We start from the raw sequence: 19,130 nt of genomic DNA on the forward strand, positions 1-19,130 counted from the left end.
ATGAGCCGGGAAAATACGAAGAGCAATACGGAAAATGTGCTGGAAATCAGCAATTTATGCGTGGAATACAGAACAAGAGACAGCGTGGTGAAGGCTGTGAACGGTCTGGATCTGACTCTGAAAAAGGGCCAGGCCCTGGGGGTAGTGGGGGAGACAGGAGCCGGAAAGACCACCACGGGCCTGGCGGTGCTGGGGCTGATCCCCAACCCGCCGGGGGTGGTGACAGAGGGGAAGATCGTTCTGGACGGACAGGACGTGCTGACCAAGGACGCCAGATACCTGCGGGGAATCCGCGGCAAGCAGGTGTCCATGATCTTCCAGGACCCTATGACCTCCTTAAACCCGGTGCTGCCCGTAAATGAGCAGATCGCCGAGGTGATCCGCACCCACAACAAACAGCTTAAACCCAAGGAAGCTCTGGAGGCGGCCGGGGATATGCTGGAGCTGGTGGGAATCCCAAGGGACCGCGGCGGGGAATACCCCCATCAGTTCTCCGGCGGCATGAAGCAGCGTGTGGTGATCGCCATCGCTCTGGCCTGCCACCCGGACGTGCTGATCGCAGACGAACCCACCACGGCCCTGGACGTGACCATCCAGGCCCAGGTGCTGGAAATGATGAAGGAGTTGAAAAAGCAGTACGGCACCTCCATGATCATGATCACCCACGACCTGGGCATCGTGGCGGACATCTGCGACGAGGTGTCCGTGGTGTACGCGGGCCGGGTGGTGGAGCACGGCACCCTGGAGGACATTTTCGACCACACGCTTCACCCCTACACGGAGGGGTTGTTCAACTCCCTCCCCAACATGGCGGACCGCACCCAGCGGTTAAAGCCCATCAAGGGCCTGATGCCCGATCCCAGCAACCTGCCCGAGGGCTGCGCCTTCTGCCCACGGTGCAATTACGCCAAGGATATCTGCGCCAGGAAAAAGCCGGGCCGCCTGTGGTCAAACGATACCCACTACGTGGAATGCCATCTTTACAATGAGAAAAATATCAACAGCGGGGAGGTGCTAAAAGGTGAGTAAACCATTGCTGGAAGTACAGAATCTGGTGAAATATTTTCCTACCAAAAAGGGGAAGCTCCACGCGGTGGACGACGTGAGTTTCACCATCGACCGGGGAAGAACCCTGGGCGTGGTGGGGGAATCCGGCTGCGGAAAGTCCACCACCGGGCGGGTGATCCTGCGGCTGATCGAGCCCACCTCCGGGAGCATTATCTTTGACGGAACGGATGTGCGGGGACTGTCCGCGGACGGGCTGCGCAAGATGCGCACCCGCATGCAGATCATTTTCCAGGATCCCTTTTCCTCCCTGAACCCGCGCATGACCGTGAGCCAGGCCATCGAGGAGCCCATCCGGCTGCACGGGATCATCACGGACAAACGGGAGCGGGAGCACCGGGTTTTGGAGCTGATGGAGACCGTGGGACTTGCGCCCCGGCTCTACAACACCTACCCCCACGAACTGGACGGGGGCAGGCGGCAGAGAATCGGCATCGCCCGGGCCCTGGCGGTGAACCCGGAGTTCATCGTCTGCGACGAGCCGGTGTCCGCCCTGGACGTTTCCATCCAGGCGCAGATTTTAAACCTGATGGAGGATTTGCAGGAACAGCTGGGCCTGACCTATATGTTCATCACCCACGACCTGTCGGTGGTCCACCATTTTTCCGACGACATCGCCGTGATGTATCTGGGACGGCTCCTGGAAAAAGCTCCCAGCGACCAGCTGTTCCAGAATCCGGCCCACCCCTACACCGAGGCCCTGCTCTCCGCCATCCCGATTCCCTCCCTGCACAACCGCAGGCAGCGGATTCTGATGAAGGGCGAGATCACCTCCCCGGTGAACCCGCCCAAGGCGTGCCGCTTCGCCAACCGCTGCCCCAAGGCGACGGACCGGTGCTTTAACGAGGAGCCGGAGCTGAGAGAGATCGGACCGGGCCATATGACGGCCTGCTTCCTGTACGAATAGGAACCGGACGGCCGCGGCGTCCGCCTGCGCCCAAAGAGACGGCGGGCCGGGCCGCGTCATCCAATATTGATTGCATATAATCGGAGGTAAAACATGAACACGATTCATGAGATAGGGCTTCAGAACCAGCAGGATTTCTGGGCCATGCTGTATCTGTATGTGGGCAGGAGCATCCTGGACGTCTGCGGACGCCGGGGGGAGAAGGCCGTGCGCCGCGCCGTGCGGGAGATGGCCCGGGAGAAGGGCAAAAAGCTGGCGTCGTCCTACCGGGAGAAGGGCGTTAAAACCAACCTGGAAACGCTGTTTGCAGGCGGAAACCACTGCAGCGACGACCCCAGGGTCCGCCTGGAGGTGCTGCGCCAGGACGAGGACATCCGGATTTGGGAGATTTACACCTGTCCGATGGCCTCTCTGTGGCTGGACGCGGGCGAGGCCGGATTGGGTACGATGTACTGTGAGGAAAACCAGCACGGTCTGGTGGAGGGCTTCACCGGCGGCGTCGGCCAGCTGAATTTGACCAAAAAGCTGACCTGCCACCGCACCAACGGCTGCCGGGCGGACGATTACTGCCGTTTTTCCGCCTACTACCGGGCGGCCAACTGCGGCGGGGAGCAGTGCAAAGCCAGCTTCACCGCGCCCGACGAGGAGTACCAGCCCTATGTGCCGGAGGAACCGGCGGCCGGCCGTGAGACGATCCGTGAAAAATGCGTGCAGACCGTGTATTACATGACAAGGGCTGCAAGGGAGCTGTTCGGAGAGGAAGGTCTCTGCGCGGTGGCTCTTGGGCTTAAGGCGCTGGCCGGCCCTGTGGCGGAGCTGGTGCTGCACAATGAGGACGCCACGCTGAGCACCGACCGGACCGCATTTCTCGCGGCAAATATCCCGGTGTCCCTCGATCCGGCGGCCGATCCGCTGTGGGAGGATTACGGCGGATGTGGGGCGCGGGAGCTATTTGAAATCAATTTCCTGGAACCGTTCAAACGGGCTCTGGACCTGCGGTAAAATGCTTTGATAAGAAAAGAGGGAAAATGATGTATACATACGAACAGAAATGTGTGATGAACCTTGGAGACGCATACACCCTCCTGTATGGTTTTATAGCCGGAAATCTGATCGACAAGCTGGGAAAAAGCGGGGAGCGGGCGGTCCGGGAGGCCACCCGGCAGTTTGGGTACGACCGGGCGGAGACCACCCGGAAACGGCACTTGGAGGTGAATGCAAAGATCAATATGCTGAATCTGTTTACCTTGTTTCACGATCTGCCCTCCGACCCGCGGTTCAGACGGGAGCTCCAGGAGATCAATCCCCAGGAGCGCGTCAGCCACACCCTGGTCTGCCCCATGGCGGACATCTGGGCGGAGTACGGCCAGAAGGCCATCGGCCGCATCTACTGCGAGGAGTTTCACCCCGCCTGCTACAACCACTACGCCTTTGACAAAACCCAGGTGAACCTGTCCAAGACCCTGACCCAGGATGGGGACGAATACTGCGATTTCAATGTGATCCTGCGCCCGGAGACTCTGCCGGAGGATTTGAAACCCGTGTGTTTTGCGGAGTACGATCCCTGCTACCGGGAGCCGGAGATTCCCCACGTGGAGACGGACGGCAAGAAGGGATTTGCCCTGCTGTCGGTGAAGCTCTACTTCTATCTGCTGAAATACGCGGCGCTGCAGCTGGGCGAGGCCGGAGTCCAGGCGGTGAGGGAGGGCTTAAACCAGTTTGCGGACGCCATGGGCGACCTGTTTTTAAAACGGGCTGCAGAGGACGGACTGGCGGTGAACCGGGCTTATGTGCGGGACAATCTGCCGGTGGATCTGGACACGCAGGTGGACGCGCCGCTGTGGGAGACCTACGGCGATTACAACGCCAGGGAAGAAATGCAGAAGGAGTTCTGCGACCGGCTGGCGGCGAAGGTGGGAATCTGACGGGCAGGGGATTGCCCCTGAGCCTGAGCGCGCAGGAGGTCCGGACCGCATAAGTACCGGCCCCGGCGGAAATATGATCATAATAAAAAAACGGCCCGTTAGCGGCTGAGAATCAACAACGCTTCAGCCCGGCTCTGCCGGGCTGAACTAAAATGGAGAGAGATATGGTTGCGAATCTGGAACAAATTACGGAACTGACAAAACGGCTGATCGGTTTTCGGTCCAACACAGCGGAAAACGCCAACCGGGCGCTGGATTTTGCCGCCGGGTATCTGCGGGGCAGAGGGCTCAGCCCCCAGGTGATGGAGAACCAGGGGCACCGGATGCTGACCTGCGCGGTGGGGGAAGGTCCCCGCTGCCTGGTGCTTAACGGCCACCTGGACGTGGTGGACGGCAGGGAGGAGCAGTACAGCCCACGGGTGGAGGGAGAACGGCTTTACGGACGGGGCGCTTACGACATGCTGGGGGCCTGCGCGGTGATGATGGCGCTGACCGGCGATCTGGCGGAATCTGAGCCGGGGTGCCGGGTGGTGCTCTCCCTGTCCACCACCGAGGAGACCTCCGGGGAGCTGTGCACCGGTTACATGGTGGAGAACGGTCTCACCGGGGATTTCGCGGTCTGCGGAGAACCCACCAACCTGGCGGTGTCCGTCATGTCCAAAGGCGTTTTCCGGGTGAAAGCCCGGCTCCACGGCAGGGCCGCCCACTCCAGCCGTCCCTGGCAGGGCGAAAACGCGCTGTTAAAAGCCTATGAGTTGTACCGAGGCATCGAAAAACTGCCCTTTGTCACCCGTAAAAACCGCTATTTCGACGGCGCCAGCGTGAACCTGTCCATGGTGCGGGGCGGCGTGGTGATGAACCAGGTCCCGGATTACGCGGAGATGGTGGTGGATATCCGGTATCTGCCCGGGGAGGATACCGGGCAGATCCGGGCTCTGGACCCCACGGCGGAAATCGAGGTGACGGGCACTGTGGAGGCGGTGGCTCTGGCCGAGGACGATCCCTTCCTGGCCCGCCTGGACCGGGCGGTGGCGATTGCCACGAAAACGGACTGTGTGCGTTTCGCCCAGTACGGAGCCGCCGACACGGTCTTTTTCCAGGCGGCCGGAATCCCATCCGTGGAGTTTGGCCCCGCGGGTGCCGGGCATCACGGGCCTGAGGAGTATGTGGAACTGCCGTCGCTGGGAATATTTTACAGCTGTCTGGATGAAATGGTCCGTCTGATGGGGACATGTGAAGGGGAGTGAGGATATGAACTATGACGTGCTGATCCGGGGCGGTCTGATTGTGGACGGCTCTGGTAAACCGGGTTATCAGGGGGATGTGGCGGTGCGGGACGGCAAGATCGCGTATGCCGGCCCCTCCGGCAAAATCGACGGGCAGGACAACGCCCGGGTGATCTCGGCGGAGGGCCTGGTGGTCTGCCCGGGACTGATCGACGCCCACTGCCACACCGACATGTACGCCAAAGACTGTCCGGACGCGGAGGGAAAGATCATGCAGGGCGTAACCACGGACGTGTGCGGCCTGTGCGGGGACAGCCCCGCCCCCATCGGGCAGGATAATCTGGAAGAATATGTAAAACGAAAGGAGTACCGCCTGCCGGACGCGTCTCCCATCCGTCCCTGCAGCTTTGCGGAATACCGGGACCAAATGAACCGCAGCGGTAACGCCACCAACATGGCTCTCTTTGTGGGCAACGCCAACCTGCGGGTGGATGCCGTGGGATACGGGAACCGGGCGGCCTCTCCCGGGGAGCTGGACCGCATGAAGGGGATGCTGCGGGAGAGTATGGAGGCCGGGGCCTACGGGCTCTCCACCGGACTCACCTACGTGCCCAGCATGTTTGCGTCCAGGGAGGAGCTGACCGCACTCAGCAGGGTGATTGCGCCCTTTGGAGGAATCTACAACTCCCACATGCGGGACGAGGCGGACCGGGTGCAGGAGTCCATCCAGGAGGTCATAGCGATTGCCCGGGACAGCGGCTGCCGGGGCCACATTTCCCACTTGAAGGCTTCGGGGGCGGCCAACCACGGGAAGAGCGAAATGTGCCTGGAACTCATTCACCGGGCTGTGGACCAGGGCGTGGACATCACCTTTGACGTGTACCCTTACACCGCCGGTTCCTGCGGTCTGCGCACGCTGCTGCCGCCGGAGATTCTGGAGCTGGGCCTGGAGGACGACTATGAGGCCATGAAAAATCCGCAGATTCTGGGCCGGATCCGCGGCCGCCTTGGGGAGGCGGATTGGGACAACATGCTGAAAAACTTCGGCAGCGGAAATATCGTGGTGTCCGCCGCAGGCGGAAACACGCGGTACGAGGGCAAGAGCATCCGGGAAATCGGGGAATCGCTGGGCGTGGACGACGCGGAGGCGGTGATCAAGGTTCTGGGAGACACCGGAGCCAACGCGGGTATCGTCTATCACGCCCTCTGCGAGGAGGACCTGCAGCGCTTCATGAAGGACCCGCTGTGCACCATCGGCACCGACGCGTTTGCCAGAAGCTACACCGGCCCCACGGCGGCGGGAAAACCCCACCCCCGCAATTACGGGGGATTTGCGCGCATGATCCGGAAGTATCTGCTGGACGACCGGCTTTTGCCGCTGGAGGCGGGAATCCGGAAAATGACCTCCCTGCCCGCGGAGCATTTCGGTATCGCGGGAAGGGGGCTGTTAAAGAGCGGATATGAGGCGGACGTGATGATCTTTGACCCGGAGAAAATCCGGGAGACGGGAACCTTTGAGCGGCCGGCCGTGCAGCCGGAGGGGATTGTGTGGGTGTTCATCTCCGGGGAGGCGGCGGTGGAGCGGGGAGTATTCCGGCCGGTCCGCCGTGGGCGGGTGCTGGGTTCACCAGTCTTCCGCTAAAATCTCTGGCGAATCGTCCACCGCTAAATACTCGTAAAACATACCGACCATTTCCTGCGCCACCGGCGCCAGGGGCTGGTCGGTTCTTTTGATCCAGCCGATCACGGACTTGATGCCGCAGTCTTTTAAGCGCAGGGTGCGCTGAGGCAGATAGCGCATATTGCCGTCCATTTCAAAGTAGGGGCAGACGCTGTAGTCGGAGTTCAGGTAATAGGCGTCCGTGTAGGCGATGGCCTCGTAGATGGCCGCCCGGGACGAGGTGGAGATGCGGCTGGAGCTGGACTTTAAGTTCAACCGCCGGTTGATGTCCGAAAATGGGCCGGTGTCCATGTAGTCGTACAGGACCATGGGATAATCGGAGAGCATGTCCGGGGTCACGTACTCCTGGTCGTGCTCAAAGAGCGGGTTGTTGGGCCCCACGGTGATGGCGATGTTGAGGGACACGATGGGGTGGAACTCCAGCTTCATGGACTCAAACTGCCGCTTGTACACGCTCTGGTAGCAGTCCCAGAGCCGCACCACCCCGACGTCGGCCAGCTGGTTGGAAACCATACTCATGGCCTCGCTGCCGAAGTTTTCCTGCTGCTTGATGTGCAGCCCGTCCTCCACGTACTTCTGGTAGAGATTGGCGCAGATGTGGGTGACAAAGGGGAAACCGCTGGAGACCACGGACAAGGTCTGGTTGGAGGGCGTCCGTTCCCGGTACAGAAAACCGTCCAGGAGCTGCAGCTGCTGTTCAATGGGTGTGATGTAGGACAGAAAAATCCGTCCGTAGGGCGTGATCTCGATTCCCTTGGAGGAGCGGATGAAAATTTCGTGGCCCAGTTCATTTTCCAGGTTGCGGATGGAGGTGGAGAGCACGGACTGTGAGATGAAAAGATTGCTGGCAGCCCGGTTGATGGAGCCGGTCTCGGCAACCTTGATCACGTAACGTAGTTGGTTTAAGTTCATATGTATGCCTTCCTTCTGTGTGTGATTCCAATGATGCGCTGTTGCATAGAGGGGAGCTGTTGGCATGATACCGCACAATGTCACCAGCCGTTTGGCGGGCGATTCATACCATGTTGTCTATTATACATTGTCGGCAGACGCAGGTTGTCGATAAGAGGTACGTTTCCTTCATTATACATTGTCGGCAGACGCAGGCTGTCGATAAGAGATACGTTTCCTTGATTATATATTGTCGGCAGACACAGGCTGTCGATAAGAGGTACGTTTCCTTCATTATAGCATAAAATGACCGGAAAGGTGACCCGTTTGATGGGCGGATGAAATGGGGATGGAATGCGCGGCCGGGCTGCGCAGATCGATTGCTTCCGCTGGCCGGAATGGTCAGGTTTATGGCGCAGAGATGACAAAAAATGAGATTTTTGTCGGCTCTGCGCCTCTTTTTCTGTCGGAAATGCGGGGGCACGACGCTGAAACGCCCACGCGCACTCGTGGACATGAGGGGCTTCCGGTATAATCAAGGAAACGCATCTCTTATCGACAGCCTGTGGCTGCCGACAATGTATAATTGAGGAAATGCGCTGCGGATCATGAGAAGCGGGGAAAAGGAGCAGGGATATGAGCTATAGCAAATTATTTGAGCAAAACAGAGTGCGCATCCACCGGAAAGCGGTGTCCACCAAAATACTGGACAGCATTCACCGGTTGATGATGGAGGTCAATGAGAACAGTCCCAGGAGATGGGTGTGGGAGCTGATTCAGAACGCAGGGGACGCGGCGCAGGGGGAGGAGGTAGAAATCTTCATCTACCTGAAGCGGGACGGGGAGGGCTGGAGGTTAGAATTCTCCCACAGCGGCCGTCCGTTTAACGTGCTGACCCTGACCTCCCTGGTGAATCAGGTGTCGGGAAAGGAGCGGGGGCCGCGGGAAGAAGAGCGGGAGAGCACCGGGCGCTTCGGAACCGGATTTATGACCACCCATCTCCTGTCCCGGAAAGTGGAGGTCCGCTCCGTGATTCAGGAGGAGGGGGAGGGCTGCAAGCGCTTTCGGATTCTGCTGGACCGGAGCGGAACCACGCTGCGGGAGATCGAGGAAGGGCTGGATCTGGCTCTGGGGGAGCTGGAAAGCCTGGACCTGGTCCCGGACTGCCGGGACTTGCGGGAAGGGGAGCTGAACACGGTGTTCTCCTATCTGTTAGACAAGCGGGGCGTGGAGACAGCCCTGGCCGGAATCCGGGATCTGAAGGAAAATGTGCACTATATGCTGGCCTTTGGCGTGGGCGTGCGCGGCATCCGGCTGCGGGACGAGTGGAACGGGGAGGACGTGCGTTACCGCAGGATTGGGATGGAGGAGATGAGGAGGGAGGCAGAATGTCAGCCGTCTGAGGCGGAGTTTTGGCCCGACAGGTTATCCAGTGGATTGTACATGGCTGTCACGGAGTGCTGTGAGAGTGGGGGAGAGGGTGAGGACCGGCCCATGTGGAATCCCGGAAAAACAGCACAGCGCCGTTATTATCTCACCGCATCCGGCGCAGGGGTACAGACCGCAGTGCGGGTGCAGGCGGACCGGAATCTGCGGCCTGTGCGGGTGATGGGGCCGGGGAGCGGGTGCGCCCGCCTGTTCTGCTGCTTTCCTCTGATCGGCACGGAGGCGTTTCCCTTTTCGGCGGTGGTAAACAGCACGGCCTTTGAACCGACGGAACCGCGGGACGGCATCTACCTCACCGCCAGGGATATTCCCGAGGTACGCCAAAACGAACGTCTCCTGGGGGAGACGGGACGCCAGCTGGAACAGTTGGCGGATTGTCTGGCGGGATGGGGAACCGGGGAGCTTTTCCGGCTGCTGCAGATACCGCCGGTTCCTGAACGCGTCTGGCTTTCCGGCCCATGGATTACAGAAAAATTAAACGGGCTGCGTTTCCGGTTGTGTCGGAAACCTCTCTTTACTGATGCAGAGGGCAGGCGGATACCGGTTCTTGGGCCGATGGGGGAGGCGGCGGTGTGCGTGCCTGCCTTCGGACCGGATTACCCGGAGCTCACAAAAGAACTGTGGGAGCTGCTTCGGCGGCGCAACGATCAGAAGCCGCTGCCGGATAAAGAAGAGCTGCATTACTGGGAGGAGCTGCTGCCGGAATGCCGGGTGAATGCGGAACAGATTTTAAAACAGCTGTGTTCCTGGGGAAAACTGGATATTCTTGCCGCGCGGCTCAGGCAGGAGGAAGCCGCGGCCGTATCGTCCGCCCTGCCCGTGGACGCCGCTGTATCGTCCGCCTTGCCCGCAGTCCCCGCTGTATCGTCCGCCCGGCCCGCGGCCGCGGCCGTATCGTCCGCCCGTCCCGTGGCCGCGGCCGTATCGTCCGCCCCGCCCGCGGCCGCCGCCGTATCGTCCACCCGTCCCGCGGACCTCACCGCCTCGTCCGCCCATCCCGCCGGTTCCCCAACCCTATCTCCCCGCCTGGCCCAGGCCAAGCGCTGGCTCAAAGCCTTCCGCGATCTGATCAAACAGGACCCCGCTCTCTACCGCGGCGTTGCGGCGGGAGAGTACAATATTTTCCTGAACCGGGAGGGAGGGCTGATCGGGGCGGCCGCGGCCAGGAGAGCCGGTGCGATTCCCCAGGGACTGTTTCAGGCGGCTGTGAAGGTGGGAGTGCCCTTGGAGAAAACGGTGTTGGACCCAGAGCTGGACGACCCGGACCTGCTGATCCGGGAGCTGTCGGTGGCTGAGGTGGCGGAACTTGTCAACGACCGGCTGTACTATTACGGCATGGGAGAGCAGAGCACGTACCGCCAGGCGATTCTCACCGTGGCGGCTCTCCGGGACGAGTCGGCGGAGAGCGCGGGGCAGAGGCGGGAGCTTTACCAGGTCTGTCAGGCGTTTTTTGGGGATTCAATGCCGGAAGCTGTGGATATCCCGGTTCAGGGCGTCCGGCTGTGGTGGAAATCCGACGAATTTGCGCTTCGGATGATCCTCGATACCCTTTCGGGGGAAAACCGGGTGGGCAGAGAACTGCCGGAGATCGCCGCGCGGTTAAACCGGACGGAGGAGGAGACGCTCGCCTGGTTCTCACGTCTGGCGGAGCTGGCCTGGCGCGTGGGCGGGGACAGTCTGGTCCATTACCGGAAGCGCAGAGGGGGCGTATTTCCAAATCAGAAGGGAATGCTGTGCCGCCCGTGGAATCTGTGGCTCGACGGGGGCGTGGACGAAACGGTCAAGGAAGTGGCCGGGGACCTGGGATTGGACCTAAAGGGGTCCCTGGCGGGATTTAAATGCCGGGTGCCGGTAATGCCGGTGATGGAAAAAGAGGCGGCCGCCAGGCAGCTGGAGGACCGGATCATGGAAGACCTGGAGTCGCCTTCCCGGGAGAGAGGGGAGGGCAGGCGTCAGAGCCTTCACCGCCTGTTCGAGTGGATGCAGGGAAATCCGGCGGAAGCCGCAGCCCAGTTTAAACGCCTGTATTCCAAACGGTTTCTGCTCTGCGACCAGGGGTATCTGGAGAGCAGGGACCGCAAAGCCGCCCGATTAGACCGGCTTCTGGAGCTGGCGGGCGCAGCCCGGCTGGAACAGCTGGAATTTCTGTTACAGGCCGGGGACGGCGGGACGGATGTGGACCCGGAGTGGGAATTTGCGGGCCTGCCGGACACCGAGGCCCGGGAGCGCAGGGAAGCGGGGGAGTGGGGGGAGCGGTTTGTCCGGGACTATCTGGTGCGGCGCTTCCAGGACAAAGGCGCCCGCCTGGTGGAACAGGACGGACAGAGTTCGGTGCTGATTCCGGACGGCCCCGGGGAGGAACGGCTGGAAGTCCGGCTCATGGACACGGCGCATCACAAGCAGAGCGGATTTGATATCGGGATCCTAAAAAATGGAGAATTATGGGAATACTACGAGGTGAAATCCACCCGGGGCGGCAGCTTCAGCAATATGAACCTGTCCCGCAGCCAGGCGGCCCGGGCCTTCGCCAACCCGGGGCGTTACCATCTGGCCGCCGTATTTTACGCAAAAACAGAGCAGGCGTATGTGAAGATATTCTGCTGGGGGGAGGAGCCGCAGGCCGGAACGGAAACGGACTTCGAAACACGCGACCCCTTTATGGCTTCCGGGAGTTAACGCTATTTTTAGTTGGCGTCCCGTACGAATGGGTATATAATGGTTCTATCTTGGTAACTGTTCAGTAGGTCTGCGCACTTGCTGCGCTGACCGTATGAAAACCTAAGCTTGCAGGCAAAAATCCCATCGACGAAGTCGATTTTAAATGGATTTTTGCTCGTATCTGTGAAGGTACTGAACAGATACCTATCTTGGTAACTGTTCAGTAGGTCTGCGCACTTGCTGCGCTGACCGTATGAAAACCTAAGCTTGCTGACAAAAATCCCATCGACGAAGTCGATTTTAAATGGATTTTTGCTTGTATCTGTGAAGGTACTGAACAGATACCTATCTTGGTAACTGTTCAGTAGGTCTGTGCACTTGCTGCGCTGACCGTATGAAAACCTAAGCTTGCAGGCAAAAATCCCATCGACGAAGTCGATTTTAAATGGATTTTTGCTTGTATCTGTGAAGGTACTGAACAGATACCTATCTATTAATATTCATCAATTCGGGAGAAGAAAAACTATGACAGGTGAAGAGAAACTTCGGAAGTTTACGGAAGAACAATACAAGAAGCAGGTGACGAAAGTCAACGACCGTATTTACCATTTTCTGGGATGGGGACACAGCAACGCCACCGCCATTATCGGGGAAACCTCGGTGATTCTGGTGGATACGCTGGATTCCGACGAGCGGGCAAAGCGCCTGAGGGCGGAGCTTGTGACAATCACAAACAAACCGGTGCGGACCATTATTTACACCCATTCCCACCCGGACCACCGGGGCGGCGCAGGGGCGTTTCGGGACACGGTTGAGGAAATCATCGCGTTCAAAGCCCGGACCGAGCCGTTGGACGGCTACGGGCGCATCGCTGCGGCTCTGAATCGAAGAGGAGGATTCCAGTTCGGCTACGAGCTGACCGATGAGGAGAACATTTCCCAGGGAATCGGACCCAGGGAGGGGAAGGCTGTGGGCGACGGCGTCTATGATTTCATGCCGCCCACCACGGTTTATGACGTGGATACCATGACCCGCACCATCGACGGCGTGACCATGGAGCTGACCGCGGCCCCGGGCGAGACGGACGACCAGCTGTTTGTCTGGCTGGCGGAGGACAAGGTGATGATCAGCGGGGATAATTACTACGGCTGCTGGCCCAACCTGTACGCCATCCGCGGCACCCAGTACCGGGATATCGCCCAGTGGATCAAAACCCTGGAGAAGATTCTGTCATACCCGGCCGAAGCCCTCCTGCCCGGGCACACGGCGCCGTTAATGGGCCGCGGCAGGATTCAGGAGGTGGTCGGGAATTTTAAAAATGCCATCGCCTCGGTGTTTGACCAGACTTTGGACTGCCTGGGCCGCGGCCTGACGCTGGCGGAAACGGTGGAGTCGGTGCGTTTGCCGGAAGAACTGCGGGACAAGGAGTATCTGGGCGAATATTACGGCACGGTGGAATGGTCGGTGAAAGGCATCTACAACGGCTATGTGGGCTGGTTCGACGGGGATGCGGCCCACCTTATGCCTTGTCCCAGGCGGGAGTTTTCTACGGCCGTGCTGGAACTGGCCGGAGGCCCGGATGTTGTGCTTGCGAAAGCCCAGTCCTGCCTTGAGAAGGGAGAGAGCCAGCTGGCGCTGGAGCTTTTGGAACTGCTGGATGGGGAAGCGCAGAGCGGGCAGATGAAAGAAGTAAAGCGCAGGGCGCTGCTGGCACGCTCGGCGCAAATGACCTCGGCCAACGCCCGCCACTATTACATTTGCAGCGCAAACGAGATTTAGACCGCGGAAAGGAGCTGAAGCATGGACAAATACCGTGAATATCTGCCGCAGTCCTGGCTGGCGTTCATCGACCGGGACCCGGTGCTGGCGGCGGCGTTTTCCGCGCACAAATACGCCTGCGACTCCGAGCCGGTGGCTCCCTTTCTGTTCCAGGATCTGCGGGGAGGGGAAATGGAGCGGCTGCGCCCGATTTTTGCCCTGTACGGCCAGCCGGGCCTGAATCTGCTCCGGCAGCTGCAGGAGATCGACACCCGAACCAGAGATACGGCTCAGACCATCATCTCCGGCGGTCAGACCGCCTATGCCGGTTACTTTTTCACCCGCCCGGAGATTGACGTTCAGGCGGCCCGGGAGGCGGCGAAGGACTATATCCGGGCGGTGAACCGGATTTTTGAGGAGGAGCTTGAGGAACCGCAGCTTTTGGATGAAGACGCTGAGATCGAATTTCCCACCGGCGGGGAGGCTGCGGCCATCGAGGAGGAACTGCGCCAGGCCTGGATCCACGGCGCGGACATACCGGAGCTGGACGTCCGGGAGGCACTGGGAGACTGGTTTATGGATCTGGAATATCAGGAGAACCTGGAGGAGCTGGCCGAACTGTTGTCCGAGCCGCTCTACCACATCAGCAACGATTATTTTCTCTCCTACTATCTCCAGTGGCCTCTGTTAAACGGCGCGCCGGAAGATAACCCCTTTCTGCCCCACTACCGCCTTTGGTGCATGGGCCTTAGCGCCCGGTTCCCGGCCAGGGACCGCGTCGTTCTGCTGCGGTAAGCAGTCAATAAAATAATGAAATCATAATCGAAAGGATATCCCGGGCTGCGGGCATGCGGCAGGGATATCCTTTTTAATGCAACGGGCCGCATCCGGGAATACTTCTGATAGTGCGGCCCCGGCCGTTTTGTGGTAGAATGGACGGGTAACGACAAAATGTAACAGTTCAGGACATCCAATGGAAAAACGGGCTAGAAAGCTGCTTACAAGCGAGCGTGGCGCCCCTTTTTTCGCCAATTTTCCCGCTGTCCTGAACTGTTACGATAAAATTTAGAAATTCTTTTGTTTTTTCTGCCGAAGGACTTTGGAATTGGCTGATAGGATAATGAATGTAAACAGGAGGGAATGAGCATGGGAGCGGACCGGATTTTACTGGTTGAAGATGACAAAGAAATCAGAGAGGGAGTGGAGATCTTTTTGAGGAGCCAGGGCTATCAGGTATTTCAGGCCGCGGACGGTCTGGAAGGCCTTAAGCTTCTGGAGCAGGAGGAAGTACAGTTGGCTATTGTGGATGTGATGATGCCGCGGATGGATGGGATCACCATGGTGGTGAAGCTGCGGGAAATGTACGATTTCCCGGTGATTTTCCTCTCCGCCAAGTCGGAGGAAGTGGATAAGATTCTGGGGCTGAACATGGGAGCGGACGATTACATTACCAAACCGTTCACGCCTATGGAGCTTTTGGCCAGGGTGAATTCCCAGCTGCGCCGCTACAGGAGATTTATGGAACGCCTGAACCGCCAGCAGCCGGAAAACTCCAAGATCCACCGCCTGGGAGGTCTGGAAATCAACGAGGACACCGTGGAGGTGACGGTGGACGATAAGCCGGTAAAGCTGACGCCCATCGAGTACAAGATTCTTCTGCTGTTGGTGCAGAATCCCGGCCGGGTATTCCCGGCGGATGAAATCTATGAGCGGGTTTGGAACGAGCGTGCCATCAACACGGACACCGTGATGGTGCACATCCGCAACATCCGCGAAAAGATCGAAGTGAACCCGAAGGAACCAAAATATGTAAAGGTGGTGTGGGGAGTTGGATACAAAATCGAAAAGCAGGCATAGCCTGGGAATTATTATCATTATGATAGCAGTGCTGCTGACATCAGCGGCAACCGTGGGCCTCTATCCCTATCTGGTGGAGCGGGCCTTTGAGTATAAAGAGCGGTATGAGGCCCAGCGCAAGGATAATTACATCAACAACGTGTCGAACGACCTGGCGCTTCAGATGATGAACAGCTGCTACCAGGCGTGGAGAGAGCAGGTGCAGGAGGAGGAAGGACGGCTTTTGACCCCTTCCCAGGTGTTCCTGCCGGAGCTGGAAGGAAAGCTGCGGGAGGCGCAGAAGGAGCAGGACATACTCCAGGACGCCAACGGAGATGAAGCGGCCGTGGTGGAGAGGGATTCCCAGTACGATGCGGGTTTTTACGCTTCACTGATGGAGACGATGGACAGCGCGGGCGACGAGTGGCGGGGCTATTCCCAAATTTACACCGGCCGCCTGAAATACAGGATGATGGATGAGAACGGCAATCTGCTGCGCAGCAACGTCAGCAATCCCGACCTGGAATTCGGCGGAACCAAAGGGGATGAAATGCTGATCAATATTCATTTCACGTCCTCCGGAGCGCTGAAGGTGGATTCCATGGATCAGGTCGGAGATCAGGACCGCATGCGGCAGGCCCTGGCGCAGTATGAGTTCTACGACCCAATCGCGAACCGTCTGGGCGCGGATTACCGCTACAGCGGCGTAGAGTTTTCAGGCCCTAAGAATGTAAAATTTGAATTTAAATGCAGTCCCACCGAATTCTCCGGAAACCGGATCCGGGAAGCCGATCCGATGCTGGGGCCGTACGACTTAAACTACGACGGATCGCTTTATATGGTGGAAATTGCCATGTGCGGCGTGCTGTTCATGCTGGCTATGGTGCTGCCGGCCTTTAAATCCTTACAGATCGGGCGGAGCGCCCTGTGCCGGGTGAATTTTGAACCGGTTATTATGTTGGGAACCCTTTGGCTGGTGATGCTGGGAGACGGAAGCCTGCCGGGAGCGCTCATCGCCCTCACCCACAACGGAAACCTGCAGCGGGAGCTGGAGCGGACCCACATGGCCGTACCCGCAGCAAGCGTACTGGTTCTGGTGATCAACATTCTCTTCTGGATTGTGGTTTACGGCATGTTCTACTGGGGAATCACCTGCCTGCGGGCGGTATTTTCCCTGGGACTGTGGCGCTATATCAAAGAGCGCACATGGATTGGGCGGTTCTGCTGCTTTGTGAAGCGCTGGGTGTGCCGCTGCCTGAACCCCTTCAATGAGACCGACTGGCACTCCAATTCCAGCAAAGCCATCGGCAAGGCGGTGATCGCCAACTTTATTATACTGACCCTGATATCCTGCCTGTGGTTCTTCGGGATCGTGGCGCTGGTGATCTACTCTCTGGTGCTGTTCTTCCTGATCCGCAGATACTGGGATGAGATGGAAGGAAAATACAACCGGCTGCTGGAAATGATCAATCAGATGGCCAAGGGCGATCTGGATGTGGATGTTCCGGAAGATCTGGGACTGTTCAATCCCTTAAAGGAGCAGTTGACCCGCGTCCGCCAGGGCTTTAAGAAGGCCGTGGAGCAGGAGGTGAAGAGCGAGCGCACCAAAACCGAGCTGATCACCAACGTGTCCCATGACCTGAAAACCCCGCTGACGGCCATTATCACCTATGTGAATCTGTTAAAGCAGCCGGGCATCACCGAGGAGGAGCGGACCAGTTATATTCAGGTGCTGGACCAGAAGTCCATGCGTCTGAAGGTGCTGATCGAGGATCTGTTCGAGGTCAGCAAGGCCACCAGCGGCGCGGTCACCATGAACCGTGGCCCGGTGGACATTGTCAGCCTGATCAAGCAGGTGCGGCTGGAGCTGTCCGACCGTATGGAGGCCAGCGGCGTGGAATTCCGCTGGGCGCTGCCGGAGGAGAAGATCATTCTTTATCTGGATAGCCAGAGAACCTACCGGATTTTTGAAAACCTGCTGGTGAACATTACCAAATACGCCATGGCGGGGACCAGGGCCTACATCAGTCTGGACGAGGACGAGAGCGGAACAGTGACCATTATACTTCGCAACATCTCCGCCAAAGAATTGAATGTGTCCCCCGAGGAGCTGACCGAGCGCTTTGTCCGCGGAGACGCCTCCCGCAACACCGAGGGCTCCGGCCTGGGCCTGGCCATTGCCAGAAGCTTTACGGAGCTCCAGGACGGAACCATGGAAGTGTCCGTGGAGGGAGACCTGTTCCGGGTGCTGATCCGTTTCAAGCGTATGGAGGAGAAGCCGGATGGCGCGGAGCGCGGAAATGATGGAAATGACGGAAATAACGGAAATGACGGCGGCGATTGGAACGGCGGCGGAGACGGCAGCGACGGTTCCGGCAGCGACGAGATCGAGCGGGGAGCGCGCGGCTTTCGCGGCGGCCTCCGGGAAATCGTCCGGCGCAAAGCTGGGGAGGCGACCGGCAAGATGGGCCGGGAATTCTCCAAAGCCTCAAAGCGCAGAGCGGCCCACGAGCGGACCAAAGCTAGGGAAGAGGAGCTGAAACGGGAAACCGCCCGGGCAAAAGAAGCCGCGAAACAGCGGGAACAGGCCCAGACCAAAGACCCGGAACCGGAAGCGGAATGGGATTTCGGGCAGGATGAGGCATGGAACGCGGTTTTGGATGATGGGAAGGAACAGGAGCGGGAGACGCCGTGATGAAACGAGAGCATTATAGATGAGATTTCGACGGCTGCAAAGCTGAATTCTCAACTGCATACTGGTATTTTAACTATATTACCAGGGCAAAATCAATATACCCCTATATAAAAATCCCACGGATTGTATCTTGACAGATACAATCCGTTATGCTATCATCAAATCTATATCAGGATTATACAAAAAAATATAGGCACCATAAAAATTTTTGTATAAAAAATAACAAGTACGAAAACTAAAATCAGAGCAGAGGTGCGGTATGATTGATTTGTTTGTTCAGTACCGGAGGCGATATCGAAAGCGAGTCGCTGCGAACATGCGTGCAGAAATTATACAGGGATATTTTCGTTGCGGGAGCAGTCCATTTGGGCTGCTCCCGCTTTAACTTTGTATAATTTTTCACAATACATCGGTGTGAGGCCGCCGCGGGGGGCCGCCACATCCGGGGCGCTACGGCGGACTGCAGCCGCCGGAAACGTTCCACAACACAAAGGGAATATAGGAAAAAGAGGAGGAATTTGAGCAATGGGTGAAAACACGCGTACATGCTGCTGTGAATGCGATCACAGCGAGGCTGCGCTGCTTGCGCGAATCGGAGAGCTGGCGGCGGAGTACAGAGGAAAAGAGGGGAGTCTGATCCAGGTGCTGCACATGGCCCAGGGGATTTACGGCTACCTGCCCATCGAGGTTCAGAGGGTGATCGCGGACACGCTGGATATCCCGCTTGCGGAGGTTGCAGGCGTGGTGACGTTTTATTCGTTCTTTTCCACCCAGCCCAGAGGCCGGCACACCATTCGGGTCTGTCTCGGCACCGCCTGTTATGTGCGGGGAGGAAAAAAGATTGTGGAGCGGATCAAGGAACTTCTGGATGTAGAGATCGGCGAGACCACCAAGGACCGGCTGTTCACCTTTGAGGTGGCCCGATGCATCGGCGCCTGCGGCCTGGCTCCAGCCATGTCCATCGACGACCAGGTTTACAAACAGGTGAACCCAGACAAACTGGAACAGATTCTGAAACGCTACTATGAGGAGGATTGAGACG

At 58.7% G+C, this 19,130-nt stretch carries 13 protein-coding genes; 12 read left to right on the plus strand and 1 reads right to left on the minus strand.

Annotated elements, in window-relative coordinates; translation table 11 throughout:
* From ACK2JC_RS20015 to ACK2JC_RS20040, 6 genes are all read left to right on the plus strand, one after another.
* Nucleotides 1-1,029, plus strand: a complete 1,029-nt coding sequence (locus tag ACK2JC_RS20015; RefSeq protein ID WP_092364369.1) for an ABC transporter ATP-binding protein — start codon at nt 1-3, stop codon at nt 1,027-1,029.
* A complete protein-coding gene (locus ACK2JC_RS20020; protein WP_092364373.1) occupies nt 1,022-1,972 on the plus strand; it encodes an ABC transporter ATP-binding protein in 951 nt (316 codons plus the stop codon). Before ACK2JC_RS20015 ends, ACK2JC_RS20020 begins: the two co-directional genes overlap by 8 nt.
* Before the next feature lie 93 nt (nt 1,973-2,065).
* Nucleotides 2,066-2,974 carry an L-2-amino-thiazoline-4-carboxylic acid hydrolase gene (locus ACK2JC_RS20025; protein ID WP_320936344.1) on the plus strand — a complete coding sequence of 303 codons (909 nt, stop codon included), beginning with the start codon at nt 2,066-2,068 and terminating at the stop codon, nt 2,972-2,974.
* A gap of 26 nt (nt 2,975-3,000) precedes the next feature.
* Nucleotides 3,001-3,897 (plus strand): L-2-amino-thiazoline-4-carboxylic acid hydrolase, encoded by an 897-nt coding sequence (locus ACK2JC_RS20030; RefSeq protein WP_368271507.1) that lies wholly within the window; start codon nt 3,001-3,003, stop codon nt 3,895-3,897.
* Between the two features lie 164 nt (nt 3,898-4,061).
* On the plus strand, nt 4,062-5,144 hold the full coding sequence (locus ACK2JC_RS20035; protein ID WP_368271508.1) for a M20 family metallopeptidase: 1,083 nt from the start codon (nt 4,062-4,064) through the stop codon (nt 5,142-5,144).
* A 4-nt stretch (nt 5,145-5,148) separates the two neighbouring features.
* Nucleotides 5,149-6,765: an amidohydrolase family protein gene (locus ACK2JC_RS20040; protein WP_368271509.1), complete on the plus strand. Its 1,617-nt coding sequence runs from the start codon at nt 5,149-5,151 to the stop codon at nt 6,763-6,765.
* Here ACK2JC_RS20040 and ACK2JC_RS20045 read toward each other — a convergent pair.
* Nucleotides 6,748-7,716 (minus strand): LysR family transcriptional regulator, encoded by a 969-nt coding sequence (locus ACK2JC_RS20045; protein WP_227168035.1) that lies wholly within the window; start codon nt 7,714-7,716, stop codon nt 6,748-6,750. The two genes, ACK2JC_RS20040 and ACK2JC_RS20045, sit on opposite strands and share 18 nt — an antisense overlap.
* Nucleotides 7,717-8,331: 615 nt before the next feature.
* On the opposite strand from ACK2JC_RS20045, the gene ACK2JC_RS20050 reads away from it, so the two are divergent.
* The 6 genes from ACK2JC_RS20050 (at nt 8,332) to ACK2JC_RS20075 (ending at nt 19,126) form a co-directional block, all read left to right on the plus strand.
* Complete coding sequence (locus ACK2JC_RS20050) at nt 8,332-11,817, plus strand: sacsin N-terminal ATP-binding-like domain-containing protein (RefSeq protein ID WP_368271510.1); 3,486 nt, start codon at nt 8,332-8,334, stop codon at nt 11,815-11,817.
* Nucleotides 11,818-12,324: 507 nt separating this feature from the next.
* Nucleotides 12,325-13,578 carry an alkyl/aryl-sulfatase gene (locus ACK2JC_RS20055; protein ID WP_368271417.1) on the plus strand — a complete coding sequence of 418 codons (1,254 nt, stop codon included), beginning with the start codon at nt 12,325-12,327 and terminating at the stop codon, nt 13,576-13,578.
* A gap of 21 nt (nt 13,579-13,599) precedes the next feature.
* Nucleotides 13,600-14,352, plus strand: a complete 753-nt coding sequence (locus ACK2JC_RS20060; RefSeq protein WP_368271418.1) for a hypothetical protein — start codon at nt 13,600-13,602, stop codon at nt 14,350-14,352.
* A 351-nt stretch (nt 14,353-14,703) separates the two neighbouring features.
* The gene (locus tag ACK2JC_RS20065) at nt 14,704-15,414 is read left to right on the plus strand and encodes a response regulator transcription factor (RefSeq protein WP_024735879.1); all 711 of its coding nucleotides are present in this window, start codon (nt 14,704-14,706) and stop codon (nt 15,412-15,414) included.
* 19 nt (nt 15,415-15,433) lie between these two features.
* Nucleotides 15,434-18,088, plus strand: a complete 2,655-nt coding sequence (locus ACK2JC_RS20070) for a sensor histidine kinase (protein WP_368271419.1) — start codon at nt 15,434-15,436, stop codon at nt 18,086-18,088.
* A 525-nt stretch (nt 18,089-18,613) separates the two neighbouring features.
* Entirely contained in the window at nt 18,614-19,126 is a 513-nt protein-coding gene (locus ACK2JC_RS20075; protein ID WP_092364412.1) for a complex I 24 kDa subunit family protein, read from the plus strand.
* Nucleotides 19,127-19,130 lie beyond the last annotated feature (4 nt).

Source organism: Enterocloster lavalensis, from assembly GCF_046603895.1.
Lineage (GTDB): Bacteria > Bacillota > Clostridia > Lachnospirales > Lachnospiraceae > Enterocloster > Enterocloster lavalensis.

Coding starts and splice junctions, on each gene's coding strand:
- ACK2JC_RS20015 (WP_092364369.1), top strand. CDS start 1: ATGAGCCGGGAAAATACGAAGAGCAATACGGAAAATGTGCTGGAAATC.
- ACK2JC_RS20025 (WP_320936344.1), top strand. CDS start 2,066: ATGAACACGATTCATGAGATAGGGCTTCAGAACCAGCAGGATTTCTGG.
- ACK2JC_RS20030 (WP_368271507.1), top strand. CDS start 3,001: ATGATGTATACATACGAACAGAAATGTGTGATGAACCTTGGAGACGCA.
- ACK2JC_RS20035 (WP_368271508.1), top strand. CDS start 4,062: ATGGTTGCGAATCTGGAACAAATTACGGAACTGACAAAACGGCTGATC.
- ACK2JC_RS20040 (WP_368271509.1), top strand. CDS start 5,149: ATGAACTATGACGTGCTGATCCGGGGCGGTCTGATTGTGGACGGCTCT.
- ACK2JC_RS20045 (WP_227168035.1), bottom strand. CDS start 7,716: ATGAACTTAAACCAACTACGTTACGTGATCAAGGTTGCCGAGACCGGC.
- ACK2JC_RS20050 (WP_368271510.1), top strand. CDS start 8,332: ATGAGCTATAGCAAATTATTTGAGCAAAACAGAGTGCGCATCCACCGG.
- ACK2JC_RS20055 (WP_368271417.1), top strand. CDS start 12,325: ATGACAGGTGAAGAGAAACTTCGGAAGTTTACGGAAGAACAATACAAG.
- ACK2JC_RS20060 (WP_368271418.1), top strand. CDS start 13,600: ATGGACAAATACCGTGAATATCTGCCGCAGTCCTGGCTGGCGTTCATC.
- ACK2JC_RS20065 (WP_024735879.1), top strand. CDS start 14,704: ATGGGAGCGGACCGGATTTTACTGGTTGAAGATGACAAAGAAATCAGA.
- ACK2JC_RS20070 (WP_368271419.1), top strand. CDS start 15,434: ATGATAGCAGTGCTGCTGACATCAGCGGCAACCGTGGGCCTCTATCCC.
- ACK2JC_RS20075 (WP_092364412.1), top strand. CDS start 18,614: ATGGGTGAAAACACGCGTACATGCTGCTGTGAATGCGATCACAGCGAG.